Source organism: Clostridium gasigenes (assembly GCF_900104115.1).
In the GTDB taxonomy this organism is placed as follows: Bacteria; Bacillota; Clostridia; order Clostridiales; family Clostridiaceae; genus Clostridium; species Clostridium gasigenes.
In genome coordinates this window covers 125,376-150,588 of record NZ_FNJM01000001.1, presented here as the reverse complement: position 1 = coordinate 150,588, position 25,213 = coordinate 125,376, and the positions used below count along the sequence as shown (strand labels likewise).

At 28.2% G+C, this 25,213-nt stretch carries 27 protein-coding genes; 8 read left to right on the top strand and 19 right to left on the bottom strand.

The features are described 5' to 3' along the window. Positions 1-3: 3 nt before the first annotated feature. Together BLS77_RS00705 and BLS77_RS00700 are read right to left on the bottom strand one after the other, a co-directional pair. Positions 4-1,764 carry a S8 family peptidase gene (locus BLS77_RS00705; protein ID WP_089964868.1) on the bottom strand — a complete coding sequence of 587 codons (1,761 nt, stop codon included), beginning with the start codon at positions 1,762-1,764 and terminating at the stop codon, positions 4-6. After that, positions 1,757-3,580, bottom strand: coding sequence for a S8 family peptidase (locus tag BLS77_RS00700; RefSeq protein ID WP_089964866.1), 1,824 nt, complete (start codon positions 3,578-3,580; stop codon positions 1,757-1,759). The genes BLS77_RS00705 and BLS77_RS00700 overlap by 8 nt, the downstream gene beginning before the upstream one ends. Before the next feature lie 300 nt (positions 3,581-3,880). Here BLS77_RS00700 and BLS77_RS00695 point away from each other — a divergent pair, with 300 nt between their 5' ends. Further along, positions 3,881-4,675 (top strand): SatD family protein, encoded by a 795-nt coding sequence (locus BLS77_RS00695; protein WP_167866480.1) that lies wholly within the window; start codon positions 3,881-3,883, stop codon positions 4,673-4,675. Further along, positions 4,665-5,594 carry a DUF3307 domain-containing protein gene (locus BLS77_RS00690; RefSeq protein ID WP_089964862.1) on the top strand — a complete coding sequence of 310 codons (930 nt, stop codon included), beginning with the start codon at positions 4,665-4,667 and terminating at the stop codon, positions 5,592-5,594. The genes BLS77_RS00695 and BLS77_RS00690 overlap by 11 nt, the downstream gene beginning before the upstream one ends. Positions 5,595-5,647: 53 nt before the next feature. Here BLS77_RS00690 and BLS77_RS00685 read toward each other — a convergent pair whose 3' ends face one another. After that, positions 5,648-6,049: a SatD family protein gene (locus BLS77_RS00685; RefSeq protein WP_089964860.1), complete on the bottom strand. Its 402-nt coding sequence runs from the start codon at positions 6,047-6,049 to the stop codon at positions 5,648-5,650. A gap of 239 nt (positions 6,050-6,288) precedes the next feature. On the opposite strand from BLS77_RS00685, the gene BLS77_RS00680 reads away from it, so the two are divergent. After that, entirely contained in the window at positions 6,289-6,525 is a 237-nt protein-coding gene (locus BLS77_RS00680) for a hypothetical protein (RefSeq protein ID WP_089964859.1), read from the top strand. A 131-nt stretch (positions 6,526-6,656) separates the two neighbouring features. On the opposite strand, the gene BLS77_RS00675 is transcribed toward BLS77_RS00680, so the two are convergent. From BLS77_RS00675 to BLS77_RS00635, 9 genes are all read right to left on the bottom strand, one after another. Further along, complete coding sequence (locus BLS77_RS00675) at positions 6,657-6,989, bottom strand: hypothetical protein (RefSeq protein WP_089964858.1); 333 nt, start codon at positions 6,987-6,989, stop codon at positions 6,657-6,659. Positions 6,990-7,229: 240 nt separating this feature from the next. Further along, entirely contained in the window at positions 7,230-8,177 is a 948-nt protein-coding gene (locus tag BLS77_RS00670; RefSeq protein ID WP_089964857.1) for a ribonuclease Z, read from the bottom strand. 184 nt (positions 8,178-8,361) lie between these two features. After that, positions 8,362-9,162, bottom strand: a complete 801-nt coding sequence (locus BLS77_RS00665; protein ID WP_089964853.1) for a hypothetical protein — start codon at positions 9,160-9,162, stop codon at positions 8,362-8,364. Continuing rightward, on the bottom strand, positions 9,156-9,851 hold the full coding sequence (locus BLS77_RS00660) for an ABC transporter ATP-binding protein (protein ID WP_089964851.1): 696 nt from the start codon (positions 9,849-9,851) through the stop codon (positions 9,156-9,158). The genes BLS77_RS00665 and BLS77_RS00660 overlap by 7 nt, the downstream gene beginning before the upstream one ends. A 4-nt stretch (positions 9,852-9,855) precedes the next feature. Continuing rightward, positions 9,856-10,215, bottom strand: a complete 360-nt coding sequence (locus tag BLS77_RS00655) for a GntR family transcriptional regulator (RefSeq protein WP_089964849.1) — start codon at positions 10,213-10,215, stop codon at positions 9,856-9,858. Positions 10,216-10,412: 197 nt separating this feature from the next. Then, positions 10,413-11,240 (bottom strand): purine-nucleoside phosphorylase, encoded by an 828-nt coding sequence (locus BLS77_RS00650; protein WP_089966461.1) that lies wholly within the window; start codon positions 11,238-11,240, stop codon positions 10,413-10,415. A gap of 348 nt (positions 11,241-11,588) precedes the next feature. Next, the gene (locus BLS77_RS00645) at positions 11,589-12,227 is read right to left on the bottom strand and encodes a DsbA family protein (protein WP_089964847.1); all 639 of its coding nucleotides are present in this window, start codon (positions 12,225-12,227) and stop codon (positions 11,589-11,591) included. Between the two features lie 21 nt (positions 12,228-12,248). Continuing rightward, positions 12,249-12,884 (bottom strand): NAD(P)-dependent oxidoreductase, encoded by a 636-nt coding sequence (locus BLS77_RS00640; RefSeq protein WP_089964845.1) that lies wholly within the window; start codon positions 12,882-12,884, stop codon positions 12,249-12,251. A gap of 305 nt (positions 12,885-13,189) precedes the next feature. Beyond that, positions 13,190-14,482 carry a L,D-transpeptidase family protein gene (locus BLS77_RS00635; RefSeq protein ID WP_089964843.1) on the bottom strand — a complete coding sequence of 431 codons (1,293 nt, stop codon included), beginning with the start codon at positions 14,480-14,482 and terminating at the stop codon, positions 13,190-13,192. Positions 14,483-14,983: 501 nt separating this feature from the next. On the opposite strand from BLS77_RS00635, the gene BLS77_RS00630 reads away from it, so the two are divergent. Genes BLS77_RS00630 through BLS77_RS00615 form a run of 4 tightly spaced genes read left to right on the top strand, consistent with a single transcriptional unit; the run spans position 14,984 to position 18,222 of the window. Then, positions 14,984-15,931 (top strand): CobW family GTP-binding protein, encoded by a 948-nt coding sequence (locus BLS77_RS00630; RefSeq protein WP_089964841.1) that lies wholly within the window; start codon positions 14,984-14,986, stop codon positions 15,929-15,931. An 8-nt stretch (positions 15,932-15,939) separates the two neighbouring features. After that, positions 15,940-16,572: a GTP-binding protein gene (locus tag BLS77_RS00625; RefSeq protein WP_089964839.1), complete on the top strand. Its 633-nt coding sequence runs from the start codon at positions 15,940-15,942 to the stop codon at positions 16,570-16,572. After that, a complete protein-coding gene (locus BLS77_RS00620) occupies positions 16,569-17,495 on the top strand; it encodes a permease (protein ID WP_089964837.1) in 927 nt (308 codons plus the stop codon). Before BLS77_RS00625 ends, BLS77_RS00620 begins: the two co-directional genes overlap by 4 nt. A gap of 10 nt (positions 17,496-17,505) precedes the next feature. Further along, positions 17,506-18,222 carry a TIGR03943 family putative permease subunit gene (locus BLS77_RS00615; RefSeq protein WP_089964835.1) on the top strand — a complete coding sequence of 239 codons (717 nt, stop codon included), beginning with the start codon at positions 17,506-17,508 and terminating at the stop codon, positions 18,220-18,222. Positions 18,223-18,251: 29 nt separating this feature from the next. Here BLS77_RS00615 and BLS77_RS00610 read toward each other — a convergent pair whose 3' ends face one another. Next, positions 18,252-19,445, bottom strand: a complete 1,194-nt coding sequence (locus BLS77_RS00610; RefSeq protein WP_089964833.1) for an acetate kinase — start codon at positions 19,443-19,445, stop codon at positions 18,252-18,254. 317 nt (positions 19,446-19,762) lie between these two features. After that, positions 19,763-20,695, bottom strand: a complete 933-nt coding sequence (cysK, locus tag BLS77_RS00605) for a cysteine synthase A (protein ID WP_089964832.1) — start codon at positions 20,693-20,695, stop codon at positions 19,763-19,765. A gap of 252 nt (positions 20,696-20,947) precedes the next feature. Between cysK and BLS77_RS00600 the strand changes: the two genes are divergently transcribed. Beyond that, positions 20,948-21,394 (top strand): RrF2 family transcriptional regulator, encoded by a 447-nt coding sequence (locus tag BLS77_RS00600; RefSeq protein WP_089964830.1) that lies wholly within the window; start codon positions 20,948-20,950, stop codon positions 21,392-21,394. 119 nt (positions 21,395-21,513) lie between these two features. On the opposite strand, the gene BLS77_RS00595 is transcribed toward BLS77_RS00600, so the two are convergent. The 5 genes from BLS77_RS00595 to BLS77_RS00575 form a co-directional block, all read right to left on the bottom strand. Further along, the gene (locus tag BLS77_RS00595; protein WP_207648669.1) at positions 21,514-22,779 is read right to left on the bottom strand and encodes an MFS transporter; all 1,266 of its coding nucleotides are present in this window, start codon (positions 22,777-22,779) and stop codon (positions 21,514-21,516) included. A 45-nt stretch (positions 22,780-22,824) separates the two neighbouring features. Next, positions 22,825-23,217: an HsmA family protein gene (locus tag BLS77_RS00590; protein WP_089964825.1), complete on the bottom strand. Its 393-nt coding sequence runs from the start codon at positions 23,215-23,217 to the stop codon at positions 22,825-22,827. A 2-nt stretch (positions 23,218-23,219) separates the two neighbouring features. Next, complete coding sequence (locus BLS77_RS00585; protein WP_089964823.1) at positions 23,220-23,657, bottom strand: MarR family winged helix-turn-helix transcriptional regulator; 438 nt, start codon at positions 23,655-23,657, stop codon at positions 23,220-23,222. A 184-nt stretch (positions 23,658-23,841) separates the two neighbouring features. Then, positions 23,842-24,321, bottom strand: a complete 480-nt coding sequence (locus tag BLS77_RS00580) for a peptidoglycan recognition protein family protein (RefSeq protein WP_089964821.1) — start codon at positions 24,319-24,321, stop codon at positions 23,842-23,844. A 187-nt stretch (positions 24,322-24,508) separates the two neighbouring features. After that, positions 24,509-25,213 (bottom strand): ABC transporter ATP-binding protein, encoded by a 705-nt coding sequence (locus BLS77_RS00575; RefSeq protein ID WP_089964819.1) that lies wholly within the window; start codon positions 25,211-25,213, stop codon positions 24,509-24,511.

Here is a 25,213-nt window from a genome sequence, read left to right as displayed (position 1 = left end):
CATCTAAGGCATATTTCGAAAAATTTCAAATGCATTTAAAATTCCAAACCCCCATTGATAATTTGGATATATATCCCCTCTTCTTTTTACTGTTCCCCTTATCATATAAGTAATAAGACTTTGAGCATACATATTCGGATAATTTCCATCAGTCATTCCCCATTGAAATATTAAAGCGCATACCCCACTTGCTACCGCTGCTGATACACTAGTTCCATTTACAATTTCTATTTTATTACTTGGTGCAACTGTTTTTGCATTTACGCCTCCAGCTGCTAAATATATTGCATCACTTAAATCATTTTTAAATGCCATTCCCGAATAATTTATTGTATTATTGTTATTTTGATTATAGGCAGCAACAGTCATTGCACTTGGTGAATCTCCAGGAGTGGTAAAAGTACCAAAAGGGTCTGCTTGTATAAATCTAGTATCTCCAACTGATATTCCCTGAACTGGTATCCATGCGTTAAACGCCCCATCTGTAACTGCATTTGCCGTTAGCCTTAATTTCCATGAACCAGGTTGCAAATTACTAAAGTATATTAATATTAATTCATCTCCCGTTATTTGTTCTGGAATTAAATAACTTACCTGTATAGATACTTTTTCAAAAATAAAGTTAAACTTTTCTGTACTGTTTATTAGTACAGGTATTATTCCAGTATCCTCACCTGATGGTGAAATAATATTTAAAGTCATAATATTAGGTAAATCTGACCATATTTCTACTATTAAAGACTTTTGTTCATCAGATACATTAAGATCAATAGTCTCTGTTCCCCCTACATCTGGAATAAATCCCGAAGCATGGCCACCTTCTGCCCCTTCGTTACCCGAACCTGTAACTACTATAATCCCCCTACTATTTGATACCTTTTGAATAATTTCATTAATTAATCCATTGCCTCTATGATTTCCAGAATTAGTGCCTAAAGGTAAATATATAACCATTGGCTTTAAAGATTTAATTGAATAATTATATAACCTAATAATTGCTGCAACTATTGTAGTTATATTAAATATAGGTATTTGTATATTTAAATTTTTTTCGTAGGTGATAGATTCTGCAATTTTAATAATACACAATTCACAATCTGGTGCTACCCCTTTAAGTTCTGGATTTACACCAGTTGCAGCAATTATGCCTGCCATATTTGTTCCATGACCTATTTTATCTATACTTGGAACAATAGTGTATGGATCCTTACCTTCTCTAAATAACTGTATTGCATTATTTATTTTTTTGCTATCATATTCAGTACCATATGGAACATCTAGTGGTAAATTATTTTCATTTGCTATAGTCTGATCCCAAATGAAATTTATTCGAGTTTCACCACTTAAAGTCATGAATTCATTACTTAGATAATCTATTCCGGTATCAATTATTCCTACTACAACTTTTTTTCCAGTTACATTTAATGGAGTATCTGTTTGTACAACTCTAACCTCTGCTGCATCAATAGGTGAAATCTCTTGAAGTTTATAAAATTCAGGATATTTAATATATAGAATATTTGACTCTAAAGTTTCCCCTTGTTCATTTTTATAATTACTTAATATTGAGTAATCTGATATATCACTTTGCAAATCAATTCTTATTGATAATATTGCATAGTTATTGTCTAGGGGAGTTACGAAAACCCCGGCAACACTATTTGAATAACCTGTTGGATTACCTATATATTTAATAAGATAATCTCTATATTCAGGATTGTTAAAAATATATTCTGGTGTATTACGATATTTTTCACTATTCATCTATTCTATACCTCTCTTCTACATCACTTGGAATTTTCACATATAGATTTCCTACATAATACTCAATAAACTCTGAACTTCTATAACGTGTATAAATACCACCCATAACATTAAATGTTTTTAATATGTCTAAAGCTCCATACCCGGAATATCTATTAGGATACTTATCCGGCCTAGTTCTATCTGCACCATATACAAGATAGCTCCTTATTTTTGCAGAATATATTGTTGTATCATTTTTATCAACTATTCCCCATTGAAGTATTAAAGCGCAACATCCTGCTACAATAGCTGCTCCAACCGAACTTCCAGATGTTTTTGTAACAACTCCTGTATTAGATGTAGTCAAAACATCAATACCAGCTGTAATTATATCTGGATTAATTAAACCATTTGAATTAAATCCCTTACCTGATGATGCTACTAATGATTCTGTTTCACTGTTATAATAGGCTACAGTTACAACTTTTTTTGCAGTACTTGGTACTGTTAATGTTATAAATGGATCTGAAGCAAGAAACCTTGTACCTTCTGGTAATGTTGCTTTAGGAGGTAGCCACATGTCATATCTTCCCTTTACTATATATTTACCTTTCAACTCTAGCCTCCATATTCCTGGCTTCATATCTTTAAAGGTTAATCCAATAACTTCATCACCAGTGTACTCTTCAGGAACATTATAACTAATATTCACAGAACTATTTGTTAACACAAATTTTATAGTTCCAACTCTTTTAATTTTCGCATCGATAAACCCAGACATTTCTCCATAAGGAGTACTTATATTAATTGACATTATATCTGGTTTCCTAATCCATACATCAAAAGATAATTCTTTAAGCACTCTAGGAATTGATAATTCAATTAATGCCACATCATCTACATCCTTAATGGTCCCCGATGCATGGCCCTCTGCAGCACCTTCATTCCCAACTCCAGCTACTATTGCAAGCCCTCTCTCTGCTGCAATAACATTTATATATGTAGATATAATATTGTCTCCAGAGCGACTTCCACTTGTGGTGCCTACTCCTAGATATATAACCATAGGTTTCTTAGCGTTTTCTGCATAACGCCTTAAATACTCAATTCCAGCTAAAACCTCTACATTATTATATGCTGGTACATTTAATATTCCATTTTCTCTAAGTAGTCTCTTATAATTAAGTGATTCATCCAATTTAACAATTACAAAGTCACAATCAGATGCTACCCCTCCAACACCTTCAGTATATCCTCTTCCCCCTATAATCCCTGCCATCCTTGTACCATGATCAAATTCATCTCTTGTAGGCACTATTGCATAAGGATCTTCCCCTCTTTTAGAAGCATTAATAGCTTCATTAATTTTATCATTATCATAAGTATCTCCAGTGTATACTTTAGTATTACTATAATTTATAGGCGCTGATTGATCCCATATATTAAGTATTCTTGATGTTCCATCTTCTCTTATAAATTCATTATTCAGATAATCTATTCCCGAATCAACCATTCCTACAAGAACTCCTCTACCATTAAGCCCTAAATAAGGATTTAGTTTAATTTCATTTATTTTATCCACATAATTTACAATAACATCTTGCAGAACATACATACTTCTACTTTCTATAAATATAATAGACGGCACATCTCTCCTTAATATATCTAAATATTCATAAGGTACTGATATCACTCCAAGGGTATCAGTTATAATATCTCCACAAGCATAATCAACCTTATCTATTTCTTCCTTAAATGGACCTCTATACTCTACTAAAAAGTCTGGTGAATTTTCATCTAAATAATTAGGGCATATTATTTTACCTTGTCTCATTTTCCAATTCCCTTTATATTGCTTTCATTTAATTTTATGTTATATTTCCTAAAAAATACTATAAAATTATTTGTATTAAATATTATTCAATGCTTTTTATCAAATACTGAATAGCACTTTTAATTTAGGTAATAATTAAAAAGGCGGTATTATTATTATATTTCCATTTTAAACCTATCTTCTTTCTTATATTTATATAATATTTGTGTTAAAATATAAGAAATAATTAACAATTAATGTTTAATCTATCTAAAAATAAATACTATTTAAATGATTTCTAATATCCATGGAGGGAAAACAGTGAATATTTATAGCGTAATAAATATAGATTTAGTAAAATCTAGAAAAATAGAAAACAGAATAGAAATCCAATGTAAGATTAAAGAGTATTTCTTAAAATTAAATAATAAATATGATAATCTTTTAGTCTCTCCAATCACATTTATCTTAGGTGATGAATGGCAAATTGTTATACGAGATGTTAAAGAAAGTTATAATATTTTTACTGAAATTAAATTATTTTTACATTTAAGTAAATTAGATTGTTATTGTGGAATTGGTATTGGAACTATAAGTACTAATGAATCAAACGACACTAGAGAAATGGATGGAGATGCTTTTATTTATGCTAGAGAAGCAATAAATATAGCTAAAAAAAGCAATAGATTTTATAACGAAGTAATCCATACAAAGGATTGCAAGTTAGTTTTAAAAGGAAATCATATTGATATGACTAGAAACCACAATAATCAATTACTAGTTAATGAATCTGATACCCTTCTTGAATGTGCTGTTACCAGTACAGAAGATGATAATATATCTTTAGGACTTATAGATATTATTAATAATATTATGCAAAATAATGAAATGATAGAAAATAAATTTACTGATAAACAAATAGATATAATTTCTTTATATGAAGAATTAGGTTCATATAGTAACATCGAAAAAGAATATCCTAACTACACAAAATCTGGTATTTCAAACAAATTAAGTGCATCAAATTATTTCTTAACTATTTACAATAAAAAAGTTATATCAAAGTTACTAGATATATATGCATATACACTAGGGGGAGAGTATTGTGGATATTAGTTTATTTTTTATAGTTATATTAAGTCATATACTATTCGACTTTGTTTTTCAAAATGAATTCATATTGAAAATGAGGTTTCCAAAATCAAAATCATATATAGATAATAAACTTAAAGAAAAAACTTCCTTAAGAATAAAAGAAAGGCTATATAAAAGTTTATATAGCCTTAGTATAAAAAAAAGATCAATAGTAGGCAACGTTATACATTCCACAATCCATTTAATTGGAATTTACATAGTTTCAGCTATGATAAACTTAATAAATGGACAAGCAGTGTATGTTCCCCTATTCCAAGTTCTATTAATATCAATATCTCATTTTATAGTTGATGAACTAAAATCTTTATTATATCTAAAAGACATTAAGTTAATTGAAAACATATGGGTATTTTGGCTAGATCAATTATTACATTTAATTTTTATATTACTCATTCTTTCAATTTGTAACAATATTAATCTTATTAATATGCTAAGAGAAAAGATTTTAATATATCCAAATGGGTTTTCATTAAATGAAAAGCTCTTAATTGTATTTATAAATATATCCATTGCTACTTGGGGAGTTGGAATATTTATAAAAATATTAATGCATCATCTAAGTTCAAATAATAATAAAACAGATTTTAAAATACGAAATTGGTCACAAAATAATAAAGTTATTAATAAGGATACTTTAGAAGAGGATGCGGGAGCCCCAAATGGTGGTTTCATAATTGGTTTGCTAGAGAGAACTTTTATTTTAGTTAGTATTGTTATAAATTACCCAATGATGATAGGTTTTATATTAACCATAAAGTCAGTAGCTCGTTTTAAAAAATTATCTAATGATAGCTTTGCAGAGTATTTTATAATAGGAACATTTCTAAGTTTTATACCTGCCCTATTATTGGGTATAATTATTAGAAGCTTATTTTTTTAATTATTTAGGCATTTTTAAAAATAACAAGTAAAGGTACCATATATATTGGCTTGTTATTTATTTGGGTATTCCTTAGATAATACTACTAGTGAATAGTTATTTTCTTTAGCATAATTTATTGCATCCCTAGCAAGATGAAAAGATGGACCATCTAATTGATTAACTGTTAACTCAAAATTGTGTATTGTTATATCACCAATTCCAACGCCAGTATAAAATTCAACATCAGGAGATAGTGAAACCTTAAAGAAATCTATAATTTTATTATAATCGCTATCTTCTTTCAACAATCCTTGCCATTCATCTCCAATAATTATTAAAAAAGGCGATTCTATTATTTCTTTAAAATCTTCATTACATTTTTTTAATGTTTGTATTAATATTTTTTGAACTTCATTTCTATTAACTAATTCTCTAGATTTTTTTATATCAAATACTATTGTTATATAATTCATAAACTCCTCCAACTTAGAAATATTATAGTCACTTAAAGATAATTTGTACTAAATTCAGAAAAATATAAGTTTGTTTTTAAACAGTAACTCTTCCATAGTTATTGTTTAAACAATAACTACATCGTAATTATTCTTTGAAAATCAACTTTGTTATAGTTATTTATTTAGAACTAACTATAAAATAATTTTATTTATTATAATATATGGAAATTATTGTTTAGGTGTTCCTTAAGGCTAGTATGTACAACTTTACTTATTATTTATTGATTCCTTATATAAATTTTCTTATTGAAAGTCAAGTTGTTTTCATCTATTGTAAAACATTGGTTATTTTTTCTTCTTCTGGTAGTGCCGAAAAAATAGATGATACTACTGATGATTCTTTTGAGAATAGCGGTGGTTTTACCTCTGGCGGTGATTCTGGTTCCTGTGGGGGTGGAGGACTTCTGGTTCTTTTTAAAAATGCTCTGTTTTAATAGCAATAAGCATCTAAAATTACAGTTATTTCAAATAAAAAAAAACAGGCATAATTATAATGCTTGTTTTTTATTTGAAATTTATTAAGACATATATATTTTTTATATGGAGTAGTTATTTTACATTCTTATTAAAATAACTCCTGTTGATCCAAATTATTTTTAAATTCATTTATATCAATAATAAACTTATTATACACTTCTCTATTTTCCTTATAGAAATCAATTAAAGCATCTGTTGTTGGTATATCATAACCATGTGCAATATCATTTCTCAATTTTATAGAAGGCTTAAATTTTTCTATAAATTCTTTTGATAGAAAATTATTATCTACGCATATATCTAAGGATTGTCTAAAATATACCTTTCTCACATCTACGCTTACAGTTTTTAATACAATAGAAATATAATCTTCAACTAATGATTGGAAACTATTAAATAAACTTCTAAATGATAAATCCATAGACCTTCTAATTAGCTGTCATAAGCTTTTTCCAGAATGGAAATTCTGTCTTTATCCAATGAACTTCTTCTTTATCAAATTGTGATGAATACTCTTCCTTGAACATTTTCATCACTCCATATATGCTAATCTATTTTTTCAGATTCTTAAACTCTTATGTTATTATTATACCCAAATTAGGAAAACTAAACAATACATGTAGCATAGGTATCGAAACAAACTCATTTACAATTATTTCTTTTAGTCATCTATGAAATTTAATTCTTTAACTAATCTATCATATCCTATAGTAGAATTATTAAATTCTGACGTCGCATTATTTGCAAAGCTTTCTGGTTCTATCATTGCTGGGCTAAAATGTGTTAATAAAAGTTCTTTTACTTTACCTTCCCTTGCTAATGTAGCTGCTTCCCTAAATGTCATATGTTTATTTTTTATTGCCTTATCTATATCTCCATCATCGCCGTAAGTTCCTTCACAAATAAATAAATCACTATCTTTTATAAATTCCTTTATATCTTCTATTGGTCTTGTATCTGTTACATAACTAAGTTTAATTCCTTTTCTGTTATCACCTAAAACCATATTAGTTGTATAAACTTTTCCATCTACTTCTAAGGTTTCTCCCTTTTGAAGCAAATTCCATAAATTCTTAGGCACATTATTTTCTTTTGCTTTTTCTATATTGAATTTTGCTTGCCTTTGTACCGAAAATTTATATGCTAAACAATTTGCAGAATGATCAACTTCCATAGTGTTTATTATAATATCTGAAATATTATTATCCTCTACAACAACCATATTATCCTTATTAACTTTAAGATTAACCTTTTTAGGATTTTCTATTATATTGACTTCATAAGGTAGATACTTAGCAATAACTCTTAACCCATTAACGATTTCTTCTATACCCTCTGGTCCAACTATTGTTAATGGTTCTGTTCTGCCACTATTCCCTATTGTAGCTAATAATCCTGGTAACCCTACAATATGATCTCCATGCCCATGAGTAATACATATAATATCAATAGATTTAAACCCCCAACCCAAAATTCTCATTGATACCTGAGTTCCTTCGCCACAATCTATTAGTATTTTTCGTCCTCTATAATTTATTAAAGATGCAGAAAGATACCTATTTGGCATTGGCATGCCACCACCGGTCCCTAGTAAAGCTATATCAAACATATATTATTTCACTCCTTTTTTAAGATCCTTTAATACTTTCTCAAAATATATATCTATATTATATTATTAACAACTCTGTTTTTAATAGTATTATTTTAACTAAAAAAATAAAGTTTAGCCAAATAATTAAATTTGGTTAAACTTTACTTATATGAAAAAATAACAATTCAATTTTATAAATTATTTAATTTTCAATTTTTCTTTCCATAATAAATGATGTACCTATAAATAATATTATAAAAATTAATATATCTAATATTATTGCACTTAAATTAGTATTTATTCCGTATAAAGTGAAAGTTGCAATAGGTAATTTATCTACCTGTATTTGTAAAAAATAAATTACAGCTATAGCTCCTGCAAGCACAAAAACACTTATTATATCTGATGTTTTTTTCTTATGCGTAATCCATTTTGAAATAGCTATACAGAAGAAAAATAATGTGAATATTGAAATATACTCAAAGAAACCACTAATTATTATAAAAATAATGCCAGTTGAGAAATTTACTCCCGTACTCAAACCACGAAGAATTAAATCTACTATATTTTCCTCAAAATTACTCATAACTAGGAAAAATATTATAACAGATGCAATTGCAATTATTCCGCAAATAATAGTTCCACATACCGCTGTTATTAATTTTGATAGAATTTTCTTCCAAGATTCTGCCGGAATCATAAGTTCAAGTGGAGACTGTTTTCCAGCTAAGTCTTTTTCGTATTTTATAATTGCTTCTATAAAAGGCATTATTGTCAATATTAAAATAAATATAAAGTAAAAAATCATACCTGTAATAAACATAAACCCTAAATTCCCCATTTTATTCTCACTCGCAGTAAATAAATGAGTCATATCACTTTTTGAAGAAGCTATTTTCAAAGTACACAGTAAAATAATTTCTATAAGTCCATAAGCTAATACTATATATCTCATACTTCTCCATTTTTTCGTAAGTTCATATTTTAATAAATCAGCTAACATGCAAAAACCTCCCTATAAATCTCATCAATAGTCATATTTTTTTCACTTCTCAAATCTTCTGCATTTCCAGAAAGCATAATTTTACCTTCTTTCAAAAAATAAACTTCATCTAATAGACTTTCCACTTCGTTAATAAGATGACTAGTTATTATCATAGAACTTTCAAAACTAAATCCCTTTAATATAGCCTGTAGAATTTGTTCCCTAGCTATTGGGTCCACACCATTTAATGGTTCATCAAGAATTATTAGCTTTGCTTCTCTAGCTAATGTCAATGCTAGTGCTAACTTTTCCTTCATGCCCTTTGATAGACCTTTTACTGACATATTACTTTCTAATTTCATAAAACCTAGTAACTCATTAAATTTATCGCTGTTAAAATCCTTAAAAAATGTAGAATAAACTTTTTTTGCTTCACTAATTTTCATCCATGGATATAAAAAATCACTATCTGGTAAATATGCAACTAGTTCCTTTGTTTTATACCCTATCTCATTATCACAAATTTTAATTTCACCTTCAGAAGGTCTTATTAAACCTGCAATTAATTTTAAAAAAGTTGTTTTACCACTTCCATTTGGTCCTAATATCCCAATAATTTTGCCTTTTTCAATTGTTAAGTCTACTCCATCTAAAGCTTTCTTTTTTAAATATTTTTTGCTAATTAATTTAGCCTCAAGAATTTTCATTTTTTTATTCCCCCAATACCTTTATTAAATATTTAGAAATTTCTTCTTTGCTCATTCCAAGCTCTGTCATTTCATCTACAAATCTTTTAGCATATTTTTGTGCTTGAGTATTTTTTAATTGATTCAAAAGCTCATCACTGTCAACAATAAATGTTCCAATGCCTCTTTGTGAGTAAGTTATCCCCTCTCGTTCTAATTCCTGAAAAACCCTCTGCACTGTATTAGGATTAACCTTAAAGCTTTCAGAAAACTCCCTTACAGAAAGCATTTTTTCACCGCCTTTAAGCTTACCTGCTACTATATCAGCTTTAATTTTTTGTATCATTTGCATATAAATTGGTGTACTTTCATTAAATTTAATCACCTACGGTACCTCCCATCTTGATCACTAGTGTACCATTATTATAGTACACTAGTATTTCGATGTCAATATTTGTTTTTTTCAACCAACTAATATTTATAAAAACCCATAGAAAAAGAGATTCAAACTTGCTTAATAGTTTACACAAACTATTAAACAAATAAAAATCTCATATTTGTAATAAATCAATACTTAGGAAGCTATCTTTTTATTTCATCCATAGCTTCAATTACCTTAGCTATCCATCTAAAAAAATCTATTGATGCCTTTTGAGCTATTTCTATTACATTCTCGTGTGAATGTTTTTGCTTTTGTATCCCTGTAGCCATATTTGTGATACAAGATATCCCCAGTACATCTATTCCTAAATAATTAGCAGCTATTGTTTCAGGAACTGTTGACATTCCAACAGCATCTCCCCCTTGATTTCTAATTGATCTTATTTCTGCTGCTGTTTCATAATAAGGTCCCATAACCCCTGCATAAACACCCTCTTTATATTCAACACCTATTTCATCTGCTATTTTCTTTGCTTTGTCTATTAATTCAAGCTTGAAAGGTTCAGACATATCAGGAAACCTTGTCCCAAATCTTTCATCATTTATACCAATTAATGGATTATCTGAAACTAAATTAATAAAATCATTAATAATCATCAAAGTACCAGGCTTAAAGCTTGTATTTATGCCACCGCAAGCATTAGTTATTATAACTTTTTCAATTCCTAATTGCTTCATAACATATATTGGATATGCAACTTCTTTCATTGTATATCCTTCAAAATAATGAAATCTTCCTTGCATTGCTAACACATATGTATCTTTTATTTTCCCAAATACCAATCTTCCATTATGACCTTTAACTGTTGATCTTGGGAAATTAGGTATATCTTCATAATTAATATATTCTTTATTTTCTATAGAATCCACTAGATCTCCTAATCCTGAACCTAAAACAACACCTATCTTAGGCATTAAATCAATTTTACTTTTTATATATCTTGTTGATTCTAAAACTTTCTCATACATATTATCCATATTTTCACCTCCGAATTTTCTCATTTTAGAAAACGATTTCAATTTATTGTATAAATTTTTTTATTAAAAGTCAAGCTGTTTCTATCTTACCTTATTACAGATCTATATTTAAGGTACTTTTTAAAAAATAATAGACCAATTTGCTCGTCTATTTTTAGCTATATTGCATAGAGCCAATCCATATATATATGGACTATCTCTTGCCTTTGCACAAAATATACATCGCACCTTGATCTATTATTTTTTTTCAAGTTCTTAAGTTCTTGTATTAATTATTAACGCTCTATTTCATAAGCTTATCATACTTAATCCCACTAATTTATTTTCACAAGTAAATTATTAGTTTTTAAAATTTGAAGAAGCTAATATTTTATCTATATCTTCAAATTTGCTGTAGCCCTGTGAGATTATTTGTTTTTTATCTCCATTAACTAAAATAACTGTCGGAAAACTTAGCGCCCCTAAATCTACAACCATATCAAAATATTTTAAAGTCTCTTTTGTTAATTCTTCTGATAGAAATTCTTTCTCAAATTCCTCTTTAGATATATCAAAGCTTTTAGCTATTTCAATATATGTTTCTAAATTATTAGTATCCTTTCCTTCTATAAAAAAGGCTTCTTGGAGCTTTTTAAGGAATCTAAAGCTTACATCTTTTTTTAATCTTTGAATTAAAACTAATGCTTTTGCGCCTGGAAAACTGTCTAAAACTATACTAGTATTTGCTAATATATTTTTATTATATCCATCTCCAAATTTTTTACCAGTTAATTGTTCTATTTTCATATTATGACTTTTTATATAATCACCTAAACTCACATCAATAGTTTTAGAATTATCCCCTACCCACATGCCTCCTGGTAAAATGCTAAAGTCATAAATATCTTTGTACTTCTCTTCTATTTTAGTTATAACATCGCTAAACCCATAACACCATCCACACATAGTATCCATAACATAATATATTTTTGTTTTCATATTTTATTCCTCCAATTCAAATTAATATCCTACTGTAAATCTTTTTCCAGAGAACTTAGGTTTTTCAACTTCCTCTAGCATTGCAAAAGCAAAGTCTTCAAATGAAATATGACTTTCACCTTTTTCATCTGTTATCAAATAATTTTCACCAATTCTATAAACTCCAGTTCTTTTTCCGGATTCAAGTATTGCCGCTGGACTCAAATTTGTCCAATTAATGTTTTTATCTTTTTTATAATAATCTAAAGCCTCACCATGAGCTAATGCAATTGGTTTCCAAGATTCAGGAAAGCCCTTTGTTTCAACTAATTTTATATCACCCTCTACAAGAAGACTTCCAGCTCCACCCATTGATAAAATACGAGGTATACCAGCTTCCTTTACTGCAGCTATCAATCTTTTAGTAGCCTCTACTAAAGTTTTTTCTTCTCCATGCTTTGGACCAAAGGCACTAATAACTATATCATTTCCTTCAATAGCCTTTGATATATTTTCTTCATCAAATATATCCCCTTCAATAAGGTTTAAATTAGCCTGTTTTTCTTCATTTTTTGATATATTACGAACTATTCCTGTAACTTCATGTCCTCTTAATAATGCTTCCTTCAATATAACTTTTCCCACATTTCCATTTGCTCCAATTAATGCTATTTTCATAAATAATCATCCTCTCAATTTTTATTTTGTTTTTGACTGTAACTGTTACGGTTACAACTGTTTTAAAAAAATAGTTGTCTATTTTGTGCAACTAAAAAAGTTACATTTATATTAAAAATATTTCAACTAAAATCTACTACTTATTATCATTCTTAATTGTTCCCGTTGTAATCATTATAGTTACAACTAAAGAATTTGTCAATAGTCTATTAAAAAATTAACAGCTAAATGATTATATATCTAATAATCATTTAACTGTTTAAGTCTCAACTACACTTCTTTTGAAAGTGCAGTATATTATTTAATTAAAATTTAGAAATATAATTATCGTCAAATCCTAATACTATTTTTGGATTACTACTAGGATTTATCCAATTTAATATTTTAACCATTTTATCTTGTGCTACTGCCACGCATCCCAATGTAGGAATTCCTGTGTCCACATGTAAAAATATTGCTGAACTTTTCCCAGGTATTGTAGGCCATCTATTATAATCTATAACTAATGAATACTTATAAGCATTTTTATAATCTATTAAATGTTCTGCTGATTGCCACCTACCATTTGCCTCTCCAAATTCCATGGTATTATAATATTGTGAATTTGAATCATCTATCCAATATTCACTACCATCTAATTGTTTATAACGAACCCCTGAGCCTGGATTTTCCGCAACCCCAAATGCTTCAGTTAAACTATAAACACCAGTAGGAGTACACTTATCCATTTCATATACCTCGCTTGCTTCTTTCATTCCACCTGATCCAAGTCTTGCATACATACGATCATATTCATACCAAACACCATGGCTATCCTTTTCCCACATAATAAGTTCACCACTTGAACCGCCAGTGCTAGTTATAGTTAGTAACTGACTAGAGTTCTTAGCTGCACTAGTATTGGCTATATAGGGTTGTTTTGCCTCACTATTATTTTCTGTTTGTGGTTTATTTGTTGGTTTTGGTGATTCTTTATTCGCAGATAATTCTTTATCTGCTTCTAATTTATCTTTATTTGCTTCTAACTTATCTTTATCTATGAAATAATCTTCAACAAGCTTTTTATTTTTAGCTAGTTCCTCTACATCACTTTCATTACTTAATTCCATTGTTTCTAATTTTGTAATTATATCCTTAGCACCAGTGTAATCTTCATTATCTATCAAAGCTTTTAGCTCAACAAAAACAGCTTCAATTTCTTTCTTTTTAATAGAATTATTTGTATTATTTTTAAGTTCATCTATTTTTGATTTTATGGGATAATCATTAGCTTTTTCCGGCATTGTATCAAGTGTAGAAATAACTAATTCAAAGTTGCCTTTATCAAAATGAGCCTTACTATCATTATAAATTTTTATGATACTTATGATTTCTTTTACTTCATTATCATCAGGATAATTTGTTAAATAATCATTTAATATCTCTGTAGCTTTTTCATAATTATCGTCTTTAAATAAAGCTATCCCTTCATTCTTTTTGTTTCCTATACCCTTTTGGTTATATTCATAATAACCATATAAGGCTAGTCCCGTTATTAAGATAACTGAAAGTAAAAATATTATTGTTTTTATAAATTTCTTTTGCAATAAATTTTTCAAATGCTTTCTCCTTCTTTATCAATAGTATATTCTCATACTATATTTGTTTAAAATACTTTATCATAAACAAATACATACCTACTGATACTTTTTTACTTGATAAGTCTAACATATCGTAACATCTATAACAAACAATAGTTTGTGTTTCTAACCAAGTAAATTATGGAAAATAATAACCCCATTAAGCAAAAATCCTACTTTTGCTTAATGGAAATGTAACTTCCCATTCCTTATAACCCGTTTTGAAGGTTCCAACATTGCTCTAAATTTTATCCTAACCATACATATAAAAACAGCTAAATTTCTTTTAAATTTATTCATACTTATTCCCCATTATTATTATTAAAATATTTCTTATCTTGCTTTAATTTATTATTTCTCTGAAATATATTATTAATTCTTACAATAGATTTTTATGTTTAAACTTTTCCAAAGAATATCAGCAAATTATTAATCATACAATTAATGTAGATTAATAATATAGTTTTAGGAGTGTTAGTTATGAAAGTTAAGATTGATATATTTTCAGGCTTTTTAGGGGCTGGTAAAACCCTTCTTATGAAAAAATTACTTGAAGAAGGTGTTTACACAGAAAAAATAGCTATTATTGAAAATGAATTTGGTGAAGTTAGCATCGATGGAGGTATCCTTCGTGAAACAAATATTGAAGTTCGTGAAATTAACTCTGGTTGTATTTGCTGTCAAGTTACTGGAGATTTTAAAGATGCTTTACTCCAAGTCATTTCCGATTATTCGCCAACTAGGTTACTTATAGAACCTTCTGGAGTTGCTAAATTATCTGATATTAAAAATATATTTTCAGAAAAAGATTTAATTGATATTACTGAAGTTGATAATGTTATAACAGTTATAGATCCCTTAAAGATTGATGTTTATTTAAATAATTTCAAGAAATTTTATAAGGATCAAGTTATTTCTGCGGATAAAATAGTATTTAGTAGATGTCAGTTTATTAATGAGTCTGAATTATTAGAGGCAAAACTAAAAATATCGCGGCTTAATAGAAAAGCATTATTAATAACAAAACCTTGGGATACTCTAAAAGGTAGTGAAGTTATAAAAAATTTCACTCCAAACAATTCATTTTTCAATTTAAAAACTAATCCTATTAAATCAAAAGCTACTTTATTAAAAGATTCTACTGCAGAAAATACTAGTAATACTTTTTCATCTATTCCTATTTATGTTAAGAATAGATTTTCCAAGGATGAACTAATAAAAAAATTCGAATTTCTTTCCTCTTCATCTAATTTTGGAAATGTTTTAAGAGCTAAAGGTATAGTAAATTTACTTGATGGAAATAAACATCAATTTGATTTTGTGCCGAATGAATTTAACATACGGAAATTAAATTATTCACCTGAAGATGTAATTATAATTATAGGTACTGATTTAAAAGAAAATGCATTAAAAAGTTTTTTTAATTAGAGATTTTGATGAGAAGACGCTTAGAGGTGGTTACTGGATTTTTAGGAGCTGGCAAATCCTCTTTTATTAATTCCCTAATCGCTTTAACAATAATACCAAATGATAAAATTTTAGTAATTCAATTAGAGTCCGGAGTTACATTTATAGATAACTGCTCTCGGGTTAAAACTATTACTTTTAATAATGATTTAAGTGAACTTTCAAGCTTTATTTTAGAAACTACTTATGAATTTAATCCATCCAGAGTAATAATTGAATTTAACGGCACACTTTCTTTAGAATCACTAAGGGAAAATTTAAATAAAAAAGATTTAAATAAGGAATTTTATTCTGGGGCTAATTATTTTTTATGTGATGGCACAACCATTGATTCCTACTTACTTAATATGGGTGGTATTTTAACTCCCTTTATAGCTAGCGCAAATATAATTACTGTAACTAACACCTTAGCTATATCCCATAAAGATCTTGGCCCTAGTTTAAAAAAACTAAAAACATTAAACCAAAAAGCTTTTATTCTTTGTGTTGATTCTTCCTGCGAATTATATACAGCTTTATTAAAAAGCAATTTATTTAACAGAGGATTAATATCAAAAAAATTACACTTTTTATCAAAATATTTTAAGAGGGATGTTGTATGAGTAGTTTTATAAATTCAGAAATATTTAATTCATGGTTATCTACCTTTTTAAGTATAATAGTTGAATCCCTACCATTTATTTTAATTGGGTCAATTATTTCAGCAATTATACAACTATTTCTTAAAGAAGAAACCATAAAAAAATTTCTACCTAAAAATAAAATAATATCAATAATATTAGCAAGCTTAATGGGGCTTTTTCTACCTCTTTGTGAGTGTGCTATTGTTCCCATTGGAAGAAGTTTAATAAAAAAAGGTGTTTCTGTTGGAACTGCTACTACTTTTATGCTGGCCGTACCGATTATTAATCCAATAGTACTTTTATCTACCTACTATGCCTTTTCTAATAATTTAAGCATTGTTTTTTTAAGGGCATTTGGTGGATTATTTATATCTATACTTATAGGTTTAATATTAGAAATATTAACTAAGAAAACTCAAGTTATAAAAAATGATACTGATTATTTATCCTCTTGTGATTGTGGCTGTGAAAATCTTTATATGAAATCTAACTTTTTTACTAACCTAAAAAACTTAATAGACCACACATCAAAAGAGTTTTTGGACATAAGCAGATATTTTATTTTAGGAGCTTTTTTAGCTGGAATAGTATCTGTTGCTATGGGTTCTTTAAACATAGACTTTAAAAATATAATGCCTTCTATGGGGATAATTGTTATGATGCTTCTTACCTTCTTCCTTTCTCTTTGTTCAGAAGCTGATGCCTTTGTTGCAAAAGGATTTCTATCCTCATTTGGAAATAGTGGAGTTATTGCTTTTTTAATACTAGGACCTATGCTAGATTTGAAAAACGTTATTTTACTACTAGGAGCATTTAAAAAAAAATATGTATTTTCTTTAATGTTCTTAACTTGTAGTATTCTAGCCTTATTTTCCTATTTAGTATTATTCTTTGGGCTTTAGGGGGTAGATTATGAGACGTTTTAATTTAGATGAATTAATTTGGTTTATTTTATTACTTTTGCTTACATCTTTATGGGGCTATCTTATTTTAAGTGGATCTATATATGGTTTGGTAAACCCTAGAATGGTTAAATATAGTTATTTTTCATTTGTTATATTTATTATTTTAACTATTTTTCAGCTTAGTAAAATCCTTACCTTCCCGTCTAGAATAGATATGTCTAATAAATTTATTCCTTTAATATTTACTCTTTTTATGGCGGTAGCATATATTTCTATAAATTCTAGCTACGCAATTAGCTCTTCATTATTATTAACTGAAGACCAAGTTAAATTTAATTATACTGGAAATTATATTTCTATTGATAATAATAATAATAAATATCATTTAATTGAAGATTTAAATATAGATTCTGAATATATTGATAAAACAATATCAATAGTTGGTTATGTAGATAGAAATGGTCATTTACCTGAAAATATATTCCTAATTTCAAGAGATACTATTAGTTGTTGTCTTCAAGATTTAAGCACTATTAGTCTCTTCTGTAAAGAAACCCACTTAAATAATAGTACTAATACTACCAATACTGCTAATATTAAAAATGGTTCCTGGGTTAAAGCACTTGGGAAAATAAAATATGAAAATGGAAATGCTTATTTAGAAATAATAGAATTAACCGTAATAAAAGAACCAGAAAAAAAATATTACACCCCTGGGGTGTAATATTTTCCATTTTATATTTCTATTTATTGCTATTTTACTAATTTTGCAGTATCTCTTGCAATCATTAATTCTTCGTTAGTTGGTATTTGATATATCTTAACCTTTGATCCTTCATTAGAAATTTCTTGAATTTTTCCTCTAATAGAATTTTTCTCTTCATTAATAGTAAATCCAAAGAATTCTAAACCTCTTAAACTTTCTCTTCTAGTTAATGAAGAGTTTTCTCCGATACCAGCCGTAAATACTATAGTATCTACTCCACCCATGATTCCTGCATATGCAGCAATTTGAGCTCTTACTTTATAATGGAATATATCTAGGGCTAATTGTGCTCTAATATTTCCTTTATCTGCTTCAGCTATAACATCTCTAAAATCTGAAGAAACTCCTGATATTCCAAGTACTCCTGATTTTTTATTTAATAAATCATCTACTTCTTCTATAGTGTATCCATGTTCTTCAATTAAGAAAGTAATAACTGATGGATCAATACTCCCTGATCTTGTACCCATCATAAGACCAGCAACAGGTGTGAATCCCATAGATGTATCTATTGATCTACCACCTTTAATAGCCGCTATTGAACATCCATTTCCTAAGTGACAAGTTATTATCTTTAAATCCTCAATATTTTTTCCCATAACTTTAGCAACTTTATTTGCAACATATTTATGAGAAGTTCCATGGAATCCATATTTTCTAATGCCATATTTCTCATATAATTCATATGGTAGCGGACAAATATAAGCTTCTTTTGGCATAGTTTGGTGGAATGCAGTATCAAATACAGCTACCATAGGTGTATTTGGCATTAACTCTTGACACGCTTCTATTCCTGTAATATTTGGTGGATTATGTAATGGTGCAAGTATAATACAGTCTTTAATTGATTGTATCACCTCATCTGTTATAATCACTGATTCTGAATACTTTTCTCCGCCATGAACAACTCTATGTCCAACTGCTCCAATTTCATCCATTGATTTAATTATCCCATTTTCTTTATCTACTAATGCTTCTAAAACTAATTTTATAGCATCCTTATGATCTTTCATAGGTGTATTTATTATATACTTATCTCTATCCTCTATTTTTTGAGTTAATATAGATCCTTCAATTCCTATTCTTTCAACTAATCCCTGTACCATTGATTTTTCTGTAGCCATATCAATTAACTGATATTTTAAAGATGAACTACCACAATTAATTATTAAAGTCTTCATAAGTTATTCTCCTTTTCAATCGCATAATTTTCCAACACATAAAATTTCTACTATAATGAATTATATGATTTAATTGCCGTTAATTCAAGTTTAATTTAATAATTATTATCGTTAAATAATTAACGTTATATATTTTCAAACTATTCTAATATTATTTTCTTTCATCTCCCCAATTTCTTAAACTCTAGATTAATCTGTTCAACACTTTATCTTTCACTTATCAATATTTTATTTGCTAGAAATTAATTTTTTTGCATAAATAAATTGACTCTGTTTTAAAAAACAGAGTCAATTTATTATTAGCTATTCCACCCTTATTATTCTGCAAATAATGGTGTTGATAAATAACGTTCACCATTATCAGGTAAAAGTACAACTATAGTCTTTCCTTCATTTTCTGGACGTTTAGCTAGTTCTATAGCAGCGGCCGCTGCCGCTCCTGATGATATACCAACAAGTATACCTTCTGATTTTGATAATTCTCTTGAAGTAGCAAATGCAACTTCATTCTCAATTTTTATAATTTCATCATATATTTTTGTATTTAAAGTGTCTGGTATAAACCCTGCTCCTATTCCTTGGATTTTATGGGGACCTGCTTTTCCTTCTGATAAAACCGGTGATCCACTTGGCTCCACTGCTACTATCTTAATATTTGGATTTTGTGCTTTTAAATATTCTCCAACTCCACTTATAGTTCCACCAGTACCAACCCCAGCTACAAATATATCAACCTTTCCATCTGTATCCTCCCATATTTCAGGTCCTGTTGTTTTTCTATGAACATCTGGATTTGCAGAATTATTAAATTGTCCTGGAACAAATGAATTAGGTGTTTCTGATGCAAGTTCTGCTGCCTTTGCCATAGCTCCCTTCATTCCTTTTGCCCCTTCTGTAAGCACAATTTCTGCTCCATATGCCTTTATAAGACTACGTCTTTCTATACTCATAGTATCAGGCATTACTAAAATTACTTTATATCCTTTAGCTACTCCAACAAAAGCAAGCCCTATTCCTGTATTACCACTAGTTGGTTCAATAATTATAGAATCTTTATTTAATAATCCCTTTTCTTCTGCATCAATAATCATTGAATTTGCAATTCTATCTTTAACACTTCCTGCTGGATTAAAATATTCTAGTTTTGCAACTATCCTTGCATTTAATTTGTTTTTTTCGCTGTAATTTGTTAGTTCTACTAATGGTGTTTTTCCTATAAGATCTGTTAAACTTCTATAAATTTTTTCCATAATATTTGCCCCCTAATTATTTTTATACATATATGTTTTATATGTATTCATAGTATAGTATATGTTTTATTTTTATATTATTACCTATTTAAAAAACTTTTTTCATAAACATATATGTTTAGTATGTTATTATTATATTCTGAATTTTTAAAATTATCAATACTTTTTTAATTATAATTTTTTTTACCATTTTTAGATTAATAGTAGTATAATGTAAGCATATCTAACCGCTATGTATTGGAGGAATTAACAATGAAAATTTCATCTAAAGGAAGGTATGGGCTAGCCTCTATGATAAGCCTTTCTACAAGTTATGAAAATAATGAGTATATCACAATTATAAGTATTGCTGAAAAACTTGGTATCTCTAAGATATATTTAGAACAAGTCTTTTCTCTTTTAAAAAGAGCTAACCTAGTTACATCTACAAAAGGTTCTCAAGGAGGATATCAGTTATCAAAATCTCCAGATAATATAACTGCATTTGATATCTTAAGTGCCATTGAAATAGGCTTATTTGAAAAAACCGATACTTCCGTTTCAAAAAATTCTATTCATATAGAAAAATCAATGAGTTTATTAATTTGGGATAAACTAGATAATACAGTCTATACTACCCTTAACGCTATAACTCTAAATGATTTAGTTAAGGAAGCAAATAAATACACAAACGTAAGTGATATTATGTTTTATATCTAAACAAATAAAATCTATGAATTTATTTATACACTTCTAAATTCATAGATTTTAATTTTGATTTTTATAATATTATAAATATGAATTAATAATAAAAATTGATGAGGAGATATATTTTATTATTAATCATTTATATAATCTAAATTAGATTCAGTATTTGTTGGGAGTGGTTTTTCTTTGTATAAAACTTTAAATATTAACCAACCTATTAAAATGGAAACGGAACCTAGTATTATTGGTAATCTTAAATCTATACTTGTAACGAAGCCAGCTATTATTGGAGGTATTGCTTGAGCAAGTGATTGTACAGATTGATTTACACCTAAAATTTCGCCTTGAGTGCTAGCGTCACTTTGATTAGAAACTATTGCTGTTCCATTTGGTTGAGTTAATCCTTGGAATATTGCTATAAATGGTATTATAGCGTATATCCAAATAGATTTAGTTGGTAACAATAACATTGGTAATACAATAGCTAAAAGTATTGCTGAATAGTTTAATATTTGGCTAGGTCTATACTTTTTACTTAATGGTCTTTGGAATCCACCTTGTGCAAAGGCTATCCATATTCCCATATATGCAAATAAATTCCCAACTTGTGATTGATTAAAACTAAACTTTCCTATTAAGAATACTTGGAAGAATTGTGTGAAGAAATTAAAACCAATAGTTAAGAAGAATACTGTTAAAAATACTGATTTTAAATTTGGTATTGAAAATGCCTTCTTTATATTCTTAGCTCCTATAGTAAATGATATATTAGCTTTCCTACTAGTTATTAATGTTTCTTTAAATTTAAATATCACAGATATTATATTTAAGAAAGTAAGTATTGCTGCAAACCAAAATGGTGTATCATAGTTAAACCAGCTAACAATGCTTGGATCAGATAGCTTTCCACCCATATAAGGTCCAATTACAAAGCCTAAGCCAAAGGCCATTCCTATAAGTCCAAAGTTTTTAGCTTTAGTTTTTTCTGTGCTAATATCAGCTATTGATGATTGAGCAATAGAAATATTTCCACCAGTAAATCCATCTAATATTCTACCTAAAAATAAAAGATACACATTTTTTTGTAAAATACCTAGTCCGAATAATAAGTATCCAACTAAAGTTCCTATCAATGATAAAGTTAGTATTTTCTTTCTACCCTTTTCATCTGCTAAAGCCCCAAGTATTGGTGCAGAGAAAAATTGTGCTATAGGATAAGCTGCAATTAAAAATCCATATATAATAGATCTTGTAGAAAAACTCATATCCATAGGTAATATCCCAGTGCTAGGATCTAATAGAACCATTGGTAGTATAGGAATTACAATCCCAAGTCCTAATAAATCTATAAAAACAGTTAAAAATAGTGGCAAAATCGAATTTTTCTTTTTTTTCATTTTAGTCATCTCCTTTTTATTAAAATTTTATATTTTATAATCCTATTAGCTCATTCCTATAACCATACCTACTAAATATGGTACTAACCAAATACACCATACTACTATACTTAATTTGTGGAATGCTTGTTTTTTAACATCATTATTTTTATATAATACCCAAGTTGCCCAACCTGCATGGAATAACATTAAAACTATTGCGAGTACACCAGTTATACCATGAATTATTTGAGCATTTGCTGAAATAGACGTTGCTCCTTCTTGTGCTATTCTAGTCATTGTCATTGTTCCTGTAGTATCGAATACTAAACCAAGCCAGAATATTATTACATGTCTTTTATTTAAGCTTTTAGCTTTTCTCTCTCCAAATACACCTACTGTATAAAATACAAGTGCTAATGTAATTGTAATAATTGCAAACATTAATTTTCCATCCATAATTATTCATTCTCCTTTATTTTGTCTCTTAATTTTCTAAGGCCTTGTTTTGCCTCATCCATTTCTTCTTTTGTGAAATTTTTAAAAACTTCATCAAAACTTTCATTTATTTTATATCTAAACTCCTTGGCAAACTCTAGCCCTTTTTCTGAAAATACAACATAAGTATTTCTTTTATCATTTTCAGATTTAACTTTTTTCACGTAATCCGCATCTTCTAATCTTTGTACTATGCCTGAAACAGTACCCTTGGCCAAGGACATTTCTTCACATAACTGTGAAATAGTAATTTCTTTTTTATGAGCTACTAATTTTATAACCATAATTTGCTGGTGAGTTAACCCACTATCTTTTAAATTTTTACTAACTATATTCATTGTACTTGAATATACCTCTTTAATAAGCATTGCTATTTCAAAACATTCAAATCCACTTTGCATAATACTCTCCTCTCTTAGTTCTCATGCGAACTATTTAGTTCCTATGCAAACTATATTACATCTATGTCACCATCTTGTCAATAACTTTTATTAATAAAGAAAAAAGACACTATAATTTATAAATAAGCACATATAAATTAAGTGGCTTCTCCTACAGCTACTTCTATATTGTTTATTTGAATCCTTATATAATATTATTATTGCTTATTCTTACCTTTAATAATTCTCTGAATTCATCCATATTAAATTTACTCCCAGGACAGCTCTTAGTTACTCCCTCTAATTCTCGATGTCCTAAAACTTTATTTGGTTCTATATCATATTTAAACATGAAATATGTACAAAGTTCTATTAATAATTCTAACTGTTCACTACTAGGTAAAAACTCATCAAAATTCCCAACTAGTGCAATTCCAATAGCTACTGCATTATGACCTTTAGCATGTGCTCCAATATACATTCCCCTAGCTTCAAAAATTGTACTATCTTTTTCAATTAAATAATTGTAACCTATACCTGCCCATTTGAATTTTTCTTGATGAAGCTTGTGTGTTGTTACTAATGTTAATTCTGGATTATGTGTATGATGTATTATAATGTTTTTGGGATTTTCTAATGGTTTCAACTCTTCATTAAACTCTAAATTCACACTTTTTATTTCCATAAAATTTTTCACCACCAATTAAATTTTAGTAATGCATAGTAAAATAAATAATAAAAATACTAACTTTTCATTTATTTTCATATGCCTAATCCACTACAAAAAATAAAAACCTTAATATAAATTAATTATATCAAAGTTTATATTTAAATGTTTATATTTTAATATTTTATTAACTAATTCCAAGTAATTACTCACCAAGATACGCACTTCTAATGCTATCATCTGATAGTAAATCCTTTGCATTTCCTTGAATTACTATTTTACCTGTTTCAAGTACATAAGCTCTATCTGCTATGGATAATGCCATATTAGCATTTTGTTCAACTAATAGAATAGTTGTACCTGCTTTATTTATTTCTACAATAATATTAAATATTTCTTTTATTATTATTGGAGCAAGACCCATTGATGGCTCATCTAATACAAGCATTTCTGGTCTATTCATTAAGGCTCTTCCTATTGCTAGCATTTGCTGCTCTCCACCTGATAATGTTCCTGCTTGCTGCTTTATTCTTTCCTTAAGTCTTGGGAATTTTTCAAATATGTTATCCATATCTTCTTTTATTCCCTTTTTGTCTTTCCTTAAATATGCTCCAAGTTCTAAGTTTTCTAATACTGTTAGGTTTCCAAATATTTTTCTTCCTTCTGGCACATGAGAAAGTCCAAGACCTACTACCTTGTGAACAGGCACTTTATTAATTTCTGTACCTTTAAAAGTTATACTTCCACTTTTATACTTTTCAAGACCTGAAATCGCTCTAAGTGTTGAAGTTTTTCCAGCTCCATTAGACCCTATTAAAGTAACTATTTCCCCTTTTTTCACTTCTAGCGATATATCTTTTAAAGCGTGTATCCCATCATAATATAGATTAATTCCATCTATTTTTAACAT

Excerpts from the sequence above, each read along its gene's own strand:
- BLS77_RS00705 (WP_089964868.1), bottom strand. The coding sequence starts at position 1,764 with ATGAATAGTGAAAAATATCGTAATACACCAGAATATATTTTTAACAAT.
- BLS77_RS00700 (WP_089964866.1), bottom strand. The coding sequence starts at position 3,580 with ATGAGACAAGGTAAAATAATATGCCCTAATTATTTAGATGAAAATTCA.
- BLS77_RS00685 (WP_089964860.1), bottom strand. The coding sequence starts at position 6,049 with ATGAATTATATAACAATAGTATTTGATATAAAAAAATCTAGAGAATTA.
- BLS77_RS00680 (WP_089964859.1), top strand. The coding sequence starts at position 6,289 with ATGTACAACTTTACTTATTATTTATTGATTCCTTATATAAATTTTCTT.
- BLS77_RS00675 (WP_089964858.1), bottom strand. The coding sequence starts at position 6,989 with ATGGATTTATCATTTAGAAGTTTATTTAATAGTTTCCAATCATTAGTT.
- BLS77_RS00670 (WP_089964857.1), bottom strand. The coding sequence starts at position 8,177 with ATGTTTGATATAGCTTTACTAGGGACCGGTGGTGGCATGCCAATGCCA.
- BLS77_RS00665 (WP_089964853.1), bottom strand. The coding sequence starts at position 9,162 with ATGTTAGCTGATTTATTAAAATATGAACTTACGAAAAAATGGAGAAGT.
- BLS77_RS00660 (WP_089964851.1), bottom strand. The coding sequence starts at position 9,851 with ATGAAAATTCTTGAGGCTAAATTAATTAGCAAAAAATATTTAAAAAAG.
- BLS77_RS00650 (WP_089966461.1), bottom strand. The coding sequence starts at position 11,240 with ATGTATGAGAAAGTTTTAGAATCAACAAGATATATAAAAAGTAAAATT.
- BLS77_RS00645 (WP_089964847.1), bottom strand. The coding sequence starts at position 12,227 with ATGAAAACAAAAATATATTATGTTATGGATACTATGTGTGGATGGTGT.
- BLS77_RS00640 (WP_089964845.1), bottom strand. The coding sequence starts at position 12,884 with ATGAAAATAGCATTAATTGGAGCAAATGGAAATGTGGGAAAAGTTATA.
- BLS77_RS00630 (WP_089964841.1), top strand. The coding sequence starts at position 14,984 with ATGAAAGTTAAGATTGATATATTTTCAGGCTTTTTAGGGGCTGGTAAA.
- BLS77_RS00625 (WP_089964839.1), top strand. The coding sequence starts at position 15,940 with ATGAGAAGACGCTTAGAGGTGGTTACTGGATTTTTAGGAGCTGGCAAA.
- BLS77_RS00620 (WP_089964837.1), top strand. The coding sequence starts at position 16,569 with ATGAGTAGTTTTATAAATTCAGAAATATTTAATTCATGGTTATCTACC.
- BLS77_RS00615 (WP_089964835.1), top strand. The coding sequence starts at position 17,506 with ATGAGACGTTTTAATTTAGATGAATTAATTTGGTTTATTTTATTACTT.
- BLS77_RS00610 (WP_089964833.1), bottom strand. The coding sequence starts at position 19,445 with ATGAAGACTTTAATAATTAATTGTGGTAGTTCATCTTTAAAATATCAG.
- cysK (WP_089964832.1), bottom strand. The coding sequence starts at position 20,695 with ATGGAAAAAATTTATAGAAGTTTAACAGATCTTATAGGAAAAACACCA.
- BLS77_RS00600 (WP_089964830.1), top strand. The coding sequence starts at position 20,948 with ATGAAAATTTCATCTAAAGGAAGGTATGGGCTAGCCTCTATGATAAGC.
- BLS77_RS00595 (WP_207648669.1), bottom strand. The coding sequence starts at position 22,779 with ATGAAAAAAAAGAAAAATTCGATTTTGCCACTATTTTTAACTGTTTTT.
- BLS77_RS00590 (WP_089964825.1), bottom strand. The coding sequence starts at position 23,217 with ATGGATGGAAAATTAATGTTTGCAATTATTACAATTACATTAGCACTT.
- BLS77_RS00585 (WP_089964823.1), bottom strand. The coding sequence starts at position 23,657 with ATGCAAAGTGGATTTGAATGTTTTGAAATAGCAATGCTTATTAAAGAG.
- BLS77_RS00580 (WP_089964821.1), bottom strand. The coding sequence starts at position 24,321 with ATGGAAATAAAAAGTGTGAATTTAGAGTTTAATGAAGAGTTGAAACCA.
- BLS77_RS00575 (WP_089964819.1), bottom strand. The coding sequence starts at position 25,213 with ATGTTAAAAATAGATGGAATTAATCTATATTATGATGGGATACACGCT.